The sequence below is a fragment of the Lactobacillus rodentium genome (assembly GCF_003423665.1).
GTDB classification, from domain to species: domain Bacteria; phylum Bacillota; class Bacilli; order Lactobacillales; family Lactobacillaceae; genus Lactobacillus; species Lactobacillus rodentium.
On the sequence record NZ_BFBY01000008.1, the window covers coordinates 68,979 to 75,597 of the forward strand.

Sequence of the window (6,619 nt, forward strand, 5' to 3'; positions counted from 1 at the left end):
GTGGTGTTTTTCTTATGAGTGTAGTTGTCTTAAATGATTTAAAATTTTGGCATTATCCACTTCTTCTAATTCTTGAATAATATGAAGATAAATAGTTTGAGTGGTTGTCGTATTGGCATGACCTAACCTCTTAGCTACACTAGCAACAGAAACACCTGCATAAAGTAATAAAGAAGCATGAGTATGACGCAATCCATGAATAGTAATTTTAGGAATATTTGCCTTCTGACAATAATTTGCTAAATGTCGATTTAAGCTATTATTAAAAACACGACAATCTTTTTTAAAAAAGATTGGCTGATCAATAGGTTTAGTGCTAATTAACTTTGAAAACTGATTCATTAATTGCTCATCAATAATAATAGTGCGATTTGAGGTGGGGTTTTTAGTTGGTTGAAAATAACCGATCTTTTCTTTATAGTTCCAAGATTTATTAATTCTAATTAAATTTTTTTCAAAATTAAAATCAGCTGGAGTTAAGGCCAAGGCTTCAGCAAATCGTAGACCTGTTTTTATAATTAAATAAATGAACCAATCCCAATTAATTTCATTAGCAAGATAAAGAACTTTTAATAAAGATTGTACTTGCTGAAAATTCAAAAATTTGGTTATGTTCTGATCTGGACGCATCCCCTTAATTATTGCTCGCCTACTTGGATCGATTGAAATCAGACCATCATCATAAGCATCTAGTAAACTAGCTCGCAAATGATGATGAAAATCTAAAGTAGTTGTCTTTTGGTGAGTTTGAGCATACTGGTTAAGAATTTTTTGATAATTTTGTCGTGTAAGTTCATTAAGATGAAGTCTAGGAGCTAATTCCTTTAATTGTCTCTGGATCAAATAATATTTTTTCAAGGTTACTGGTCTAATAGCTTGATCCTTATACAGGTGAATCCATTCTAGATAATATTTATAAAATAATTTCGTACTATATTTTTTTCGTGACAAATTAAAAACCTCCTTAAATATTAATCACAGAACTAATTTTTCAAAGAGATCTTTTAATTGCAAATAAAAAATACGCTTAACAAAATTACGTTAAGCGTATTTTAAATAGTTATAAAAAGAAAGTATTTTAGCTTTATCCCACTATTAGCATTAAATCTATCTTTCTATTAAGCTCTCTTCTTAAAGAAATAAGTAACTACACTAGCCAAAACAAGTGCTAATGAGCCAAAAGCAGTACTCTTTAAAAAAGTTGTAGACTTTTTACTACTCTTCTTTACTGTAGCCTTTTTAGCAACATGCTTTTTAACTGGAGTTTTTACTTCTTTCTTAGAAGAATTTTTATTAACTTTTTGTTCATGAACAGCTGGAGCCTTTACTGAAGCTGCTTGAGAACTAGTTGAATTTTGGTTAGTAGTGGTTGATTCAGTAGCTTTAACTGCTGAAACTTTTTCTACATTAGAAGTTGTAACATTTTTATTTGAATTAGAGATTGAATTGGTTTGAGTTGAAGTTACGTTTGATTCTTCAGTTGGTGCATCTTGTGCTGGTGCTAATTTTGGATATTCAACATTAGTATCTTCAACACTATTGTCAGGTGATTCTTCACCACCACCTGCTAAAGGAGCAGTAATTGCATCTTCATTATTAGTTGCTGCGTGAACATTAGTGGTAGTTGCACCCATCATTAAACTTAAAGTAGCAATAGTAACAAAACTGGTTAAATTCTTTTGTAATTTCATAATTAACATCTTTCTTTCTAATAACTTTTTCTTGGTGACTTAATCTATAAATATAGTAACCCTTTTGTTCGAATAAAACAACACCTGTTATTTATATTTTTATAAAATATTTATTATAGACAGTTCAAAATGTTGATATATCAAGGAAGATGGTACGTTATAAAATTTAAAAATTTTTTATATTTTTGCTTTTTCACGGTATTTTTGAAGTTATAAAATAAAATTTAAGTTCTGAATCAAGCAAAAAAGGAAGTTAATCTTTTAAAAATTAACTCCCTTTTTTGTATTAATTATTCATCATCTGAATTATCACTATTCAGATTTGCATCGTTATTCTGGGATGGAATATCACTAAATGATTTATTAGCATTCTTTTTAGCACTAGCTTGATCTTTCCAATAAATCGCATCAGCCCACATTCCAGCACCTGAAGCACTAACCAAAACAGTTTGTCCATCTTCTTGAGCAAGATAGTAGTAATTTCCTGCTCCAGCACCTTGTAACCAACCATAAGTATGAAGCACGCGTCGACCACGATAATTTATCATATTAGTACGACACCAATTTTTTGTTGCATCTTGATATGATTGATCTTGTATATAGTTTGAAAAGTTAAAATCCTGTTTCATTTTATGCAAGATTACAGTACCACTCTCCCCTTGTGATTGATAAGAAATTCGATGTTTATCAAGTGTAATAGTACTGATTGAACTATCACTAGCACCATCAGCAGTATACCAAGTACCTTGCATGTCTGCTGGGATATCGAATAAACCTTCATCTCCTGCAACATTAGATTTTTGAGTAGTGTTGGCACTTACCTGATTATTAGTAGTTTTTTCTTTTACTAAAAAATCATCTAAGTTGAGCTTACGTCCCTTTACACGTTTAAAAGTTTCACTCTTATCATCATCTTTTAACTTTAATTTATTATTTGTAAGTTTAGCCGTGAAAGTATGATTTTCTTTGCGATCATTGATGGTTACAGTAAATGTGGATTTATTCTTTTTCTTCCAATTAAACTCCGCATCTACTTTATCTTCATTAGAAACGTAGCGACCAGTTCCATCTTTCTCAAATAAAATGGCGGCTTTTTTACCATCTTGATAAGTACCAACTATGTTAGCAGTTTTCTTAACAGTTTGACTTGACTTTGCCGTTGAACTCTTAGGCTGAGCGGTTTTATTACTACATGCTGCTAAACTAGTCATTGCTAAAACTATTGCTGCAATTCCAACAAATTTTTTCATAAAAATACTCCTCTTTGATTAATTTTTGTCCCCTCTAATTTAACCATAATCGGTGTATCTTCTCTATCTTATTCATTAATTTTTATAATCTAATATCATTAGCTCTTTGTTATAATAAATATCAGGTTAAAGTAAATGCTTAGCTACCATTAACTTTAACTTAGTAGATAAGAATAACTCTTACCCCTCATTTAATTAATGTCTACGGAGGTGAGGAGTTATGGCTAAATTTTGGATAAACTGGAGGGAGTTTCACGGTTGATTTTGCAACTGGAATTTTGATTCTTTCGATTGCTGCAATTAACTTTGCAAAAGCATATCGGATAATCAAAAAAGCTAATCATAAAGATTAGCTTTTCCCAACAGTTATTCAAATCTACGATTGAGAGTAATGAGTGGCAGCTCATTACTCTCTTTTCATTTATATTTATATTATAATTATGTAAATTACTTATTGCAACTCATTGAAATAAATACAATTTCCTAGTAAAATTGTGTAAGAAAAGGAGCTAACGAGTGCGAGTCGTTAACTCCGATCGTAACTCGAATGACTGAAGAGATTAGCTAATCCTTGTGATTAGCTTTTTTTGTTATTACATATGCCGTCGCACATCTAATAACAAACTTACCTAATGCATTAAGGATAATACTTACTGCAATAGCTAGAGCTACCGACAAGGGCACCTACTTCTCCAGTCTATTCCATGTGGCATGGCTCTCACCTCCGTAACTGCATAAATGTTGAGGGGTGTTTAGCCATCCTAGTTACTAAACTTTTGGGAGCTACCCAAAAGCCTAAGTAATATTTTAGCAAAAAGTAGTCGTATAAAACTTCAAGTTATTAAAACAAACATCCCTTTGAACTTAGGGATGCTTGTTTTGCTATTTAAAAAACATTATTCTTCAAAAAATTCATCGTCAATATCATAAAGTTCATAAGTTTGACGAACCTGAACACCAACTTTATATTGGACCATTAAATTAGTCAACATATCACCATCCACCAAAGCAATATTAAGTTGCTTTGCAGCTGCTTTTGCTCCGCTGGTGAAAGATGAAGTTGTAATGAATACGCCACGATCTGCGCGTTGACGTCTTAATGCACCGGAAAAGCCATCAATTTCAGGACTCCCAACCACATTTCCTTCTGCATAGCGTTTAACTTGAACATAAATTGTTTCCATGCCAAGAGGATCTTTATTAATTATTCCATCAATCCCACCATCATTAGACTTTTGAGTAACTAGTGATTGTCCATCTGTCCCTTTATAACCCATTTCACTCAAAAGTTTGATCATCATATGTTCAAATTCATAAGGATCAATACTTCTTAACTTTAATAAAAGTTTTTCAGTTAAATCACTTTTTTGCTTGTCAAACCAATTTGAAACTTGTTTTTCAGTAAGCTCAAATGTTTGCTCTTCACTTATTTCATTAGTATCTGAATCATTATTTTGTTCTTTTAGTTTTTTCTGATGATCAAGATATGCAGGCTGTGAATGAACTAATTCGCGAGTAATATTTAATCCATATTCTTTTAAAATCGCCCTTCCTAAGTCTGAAATTTGATATACTCCACGTTTAGGTGTATTTAATAAACCCGATATTTTCAAATCACTTAATGCCCAATTTATTCTATTATTAGCAACCAAATCATGCCATTTTGATGAATAAGTCATTTTAGCTAAATTATCAGGTAAATTTACTTCTTCAAGAACATTATTAATTAAATCTTGTCGTTTCCAAATTTTATCAGTCTCTGCCACTTTTAGAATTGGACCTAAAAAACCATCCCAAGTGGGCATACCATTATCACTATGTTTTAAAGTTTTATAATCTATCATAACTTAATCTCTTTTAATAATCATTTTTATACTCAATCCCAGTTAATCAAAGAAATTTTTATCTAATTCATATATTTTTTTAGGAGTTACAAATACTTGATACTTCGCAGTTAAATCTAATAACTTTTCGCCATCAATTAAAGTAATTACTCTTGTGCCTGAACGAGCAGCCCTAATTGCATCTCTGGTAAAAGAAGAAGTAGTAATAAAAATTCCATATTCTGCCCTAAATTTATCCATTGCACCTCTAAATTTATCAATCTCAGGAGAAGACACTGAATTATTTAAATTCCATCTTTTTGCTTGAATGGCTACGCGTGTTGTACGGAAATCATCGTTAACTAAATACCCATAACCATCTATTCCACCATCACCTGAAACTTTTACACCAATTCTTTCATCAATATTGACACCCATTTTTTTGATTAATTGTCGACAAAACTCTTCAAATTTTACTGGTGAAAGATTATTAAGTGCTGTTTGAAGATTTTCGCGCCAATCATCATTATCATTGATCACTTTTTTAACTTCTTGCTCTTTATCCTTTAAAGAAGTTACTTCGGATTTTTTCTTTGATCTTTCTTTCCAGAGAGGTTCAACTATTTGATAAATAGAAGCTACGAAATCACTTTCTTTATTTTCAAACTTATCGATTGCTTCTCTTCCCTTTTCAGTTAAAACTACTGTACCTGCTCTAGGTCGATCAAATAATTTTGCCATATTTAAATTTGCAACTGCAAAATTAAAGGGATAATCAAAAGGATGATAAGAATTACCTTTTTTTGAAATTTTAATATATGTTAAGGCATCTTCAGGGATGAAATCTACATTTTCAACTAAAGAGCGTTTTAATTCCTTTGTGGTCGCTTCTCCACCTAAGCGTTTTAGTTCTTTTACTAAAGGAAAAAGCAAAGATGATTCTTGTTCACGTCGAGATAAATTATAAAAATCTTTCATTTTAATACCTTTTAAAATTATTTTATGCATTAATAGTGTAACTTTTATTCATATTTATTACTACATATTTATGATTGGCAGCAAGGTAAGTTAGGTGATAAGGTCAATTTTTATTCAGGATTAACATATAAACCAGAGAATATTCAAACCAATGGTGTTCTTGTTTTACGTTCTTCAAATATTCAAAATCATCACATCAATCTAAATGATAATATTTATGTCTCTCCAGAAGTTGTTAATACTACATTCGTTAAAAAAGGCGACTTAGTAGTTGTGGTTCGGAATGGATCTAAAAATTTGATAGGTAAACATGCTTCAATTAAAGAAAAAATGGACAACACAGTTATAGGAGCCTTTATGACTGGTATTCGGTCAAAAGATAATTTCTATATTAAGGCACTTTTAGATTCCGATATTTTTAAAAAAGAGATACAAAAAAACTTAGGGGCTACTATTAATCAAATTATTACTGGCAATTTTAAAAAAATGGTATTTCCTTTCTCGTCTCAAGAAGAAGAAAAAAGCATTGGAAACTTGTTTACAAAACTTGATGAAACTATAACCCTTTTGCAACGAAAAGAGAAAAAATATAATGATCTTAAGAAAGCATTATTGCAAAATATATTTCCTGGAAATGATCAGATTATTCCAATTTTGAGATTTAAAGAATTTAATGATGAATGGCAGCAAAGTAAATTAGGAGAAATAATGGATGTAGGTTCTGTAAAAAGAATACATCAAGCTGATTGGAGGAATGAAGGTGTTAGATTTTTAAGGGCACGTGATATTGTTGCGTTATCAAAAAATGAAGAACCTACGGATTTTCTTTATATTGACAATAGTAAGTATAATGAATATTCTAAGATATCCGGGAAAG

The 6,619-nt window shown here is 30.9% G+C and carries 6 protein-coding genes; 1 reads left to right on the forward strand and 5 read right to left on the reverse strand.

Annotated features, from left to right (window positions below):
• Positions 1-12 precede the first annotated feature (12 nt).
• From LrDSM24759_RS05785 to LrDSM24759_RS05805, 5 genes are all read right to left on the reverse strand, one after another.
• On the reverse strand, positions 13-951 hold the full coding sequence (locus tag LrDSM24759_RS05785; protein ID WP_117118544.1) for a site-specific integrase: 939 nt from the start codon (positions 949-951) through the stop codon (positions 13-15).
• A 167-nt stretch (positions 952-1,118) separates the two neighbouring features.
• Entirely contained in the window at positions 1,119-1,691 is a 573-nt protein-coding gene (locus LrDSM24759_RS05790) for a hypothetical protein (RefSeq protein ID WP_133297791.1), read from the reverse strand.
• 290 nt (positions 1,692-1,981) lie between these two features.
• Positions 1,982-2,941: a DUF3642 domain-containing protein gene (locus LrDSM24759_RS05795; protein WP_117118546.1), complete on the reverse strand. Its 960-nt coding sequence runs from the start codon at positions 2,939-2,941 to the stop codon at positions 1,982-1,984.
• An 896-nt stretch (positions 2,942-3,837) separates the two neighbouring features.
• A complete protein-coding gene (locus tag LrDSM24759_RS05800) occupies positions 3,838-4,785 on the reverse strand; it encodes a restriction endonuclease (protein WP_117118547.1) in 948 nt (315 codons plus the stop codon).
• Positions 4,786-4,827: 42 nt separating this feature from the next.
• Complete coding sequence (locus LrDSM24759_RS05805; protein WP_117118548.1) at positions 4,828-5,742, reverse strand: restriction endonuclease; 915 nt, start codon at positions 5,740-5,742, stop codon at positions 4,828-4,830.
• A 66-nt stretch (positions 5,743-5,808) separates the two neighbouring features.
• Between LrDSM24759_RS05805 and LrDSM24759_RS07735 the strand changes: the two genes are divergently transcribed.
• Positions 5,809-6,619: restriction endonuclease subunit S (locus LrDSM24759_RS07735; protein ID WP_245953346.1), on the forward strand; the 811-nt coding region annotated here is incomplete at its 3' end.

What these genes read in the sequence shown, in the direction of transcription:
- LrDSM24759_RS05800 (WP_117118547.1), bottom strand. Translation starts at nt 4,785, where the DNA reads ATGATAGATTATAAAACTTTAAAACATAGTGATAATGGTATGCCCACT.
- LrDSM24759_RS05795 (WP_117118546.1), bottom strand. Translation starts at nt 2,941, where the DNA reads ATGAAAAAATTTGTTGGAATTGCAGCAATAGTTTTAGCAATGACTAGT.
- LrDSM24759_RS05805 (WP_117118548.1), bottom strand. Translation starts at nt 5,742, where the DNA reads ATGAAAGATTTTTATAATTTATCTCGACGTGAACAAGAATCATCTTTG.
- LrDSM24759_RS05790 (WP_133297791.1), bottom strand. Translation starts at nt 1,691, where the DNA reads ATGAAATTACAAAAGAATTTAACCAGTTTTGTTACTATTGCTACTTTA.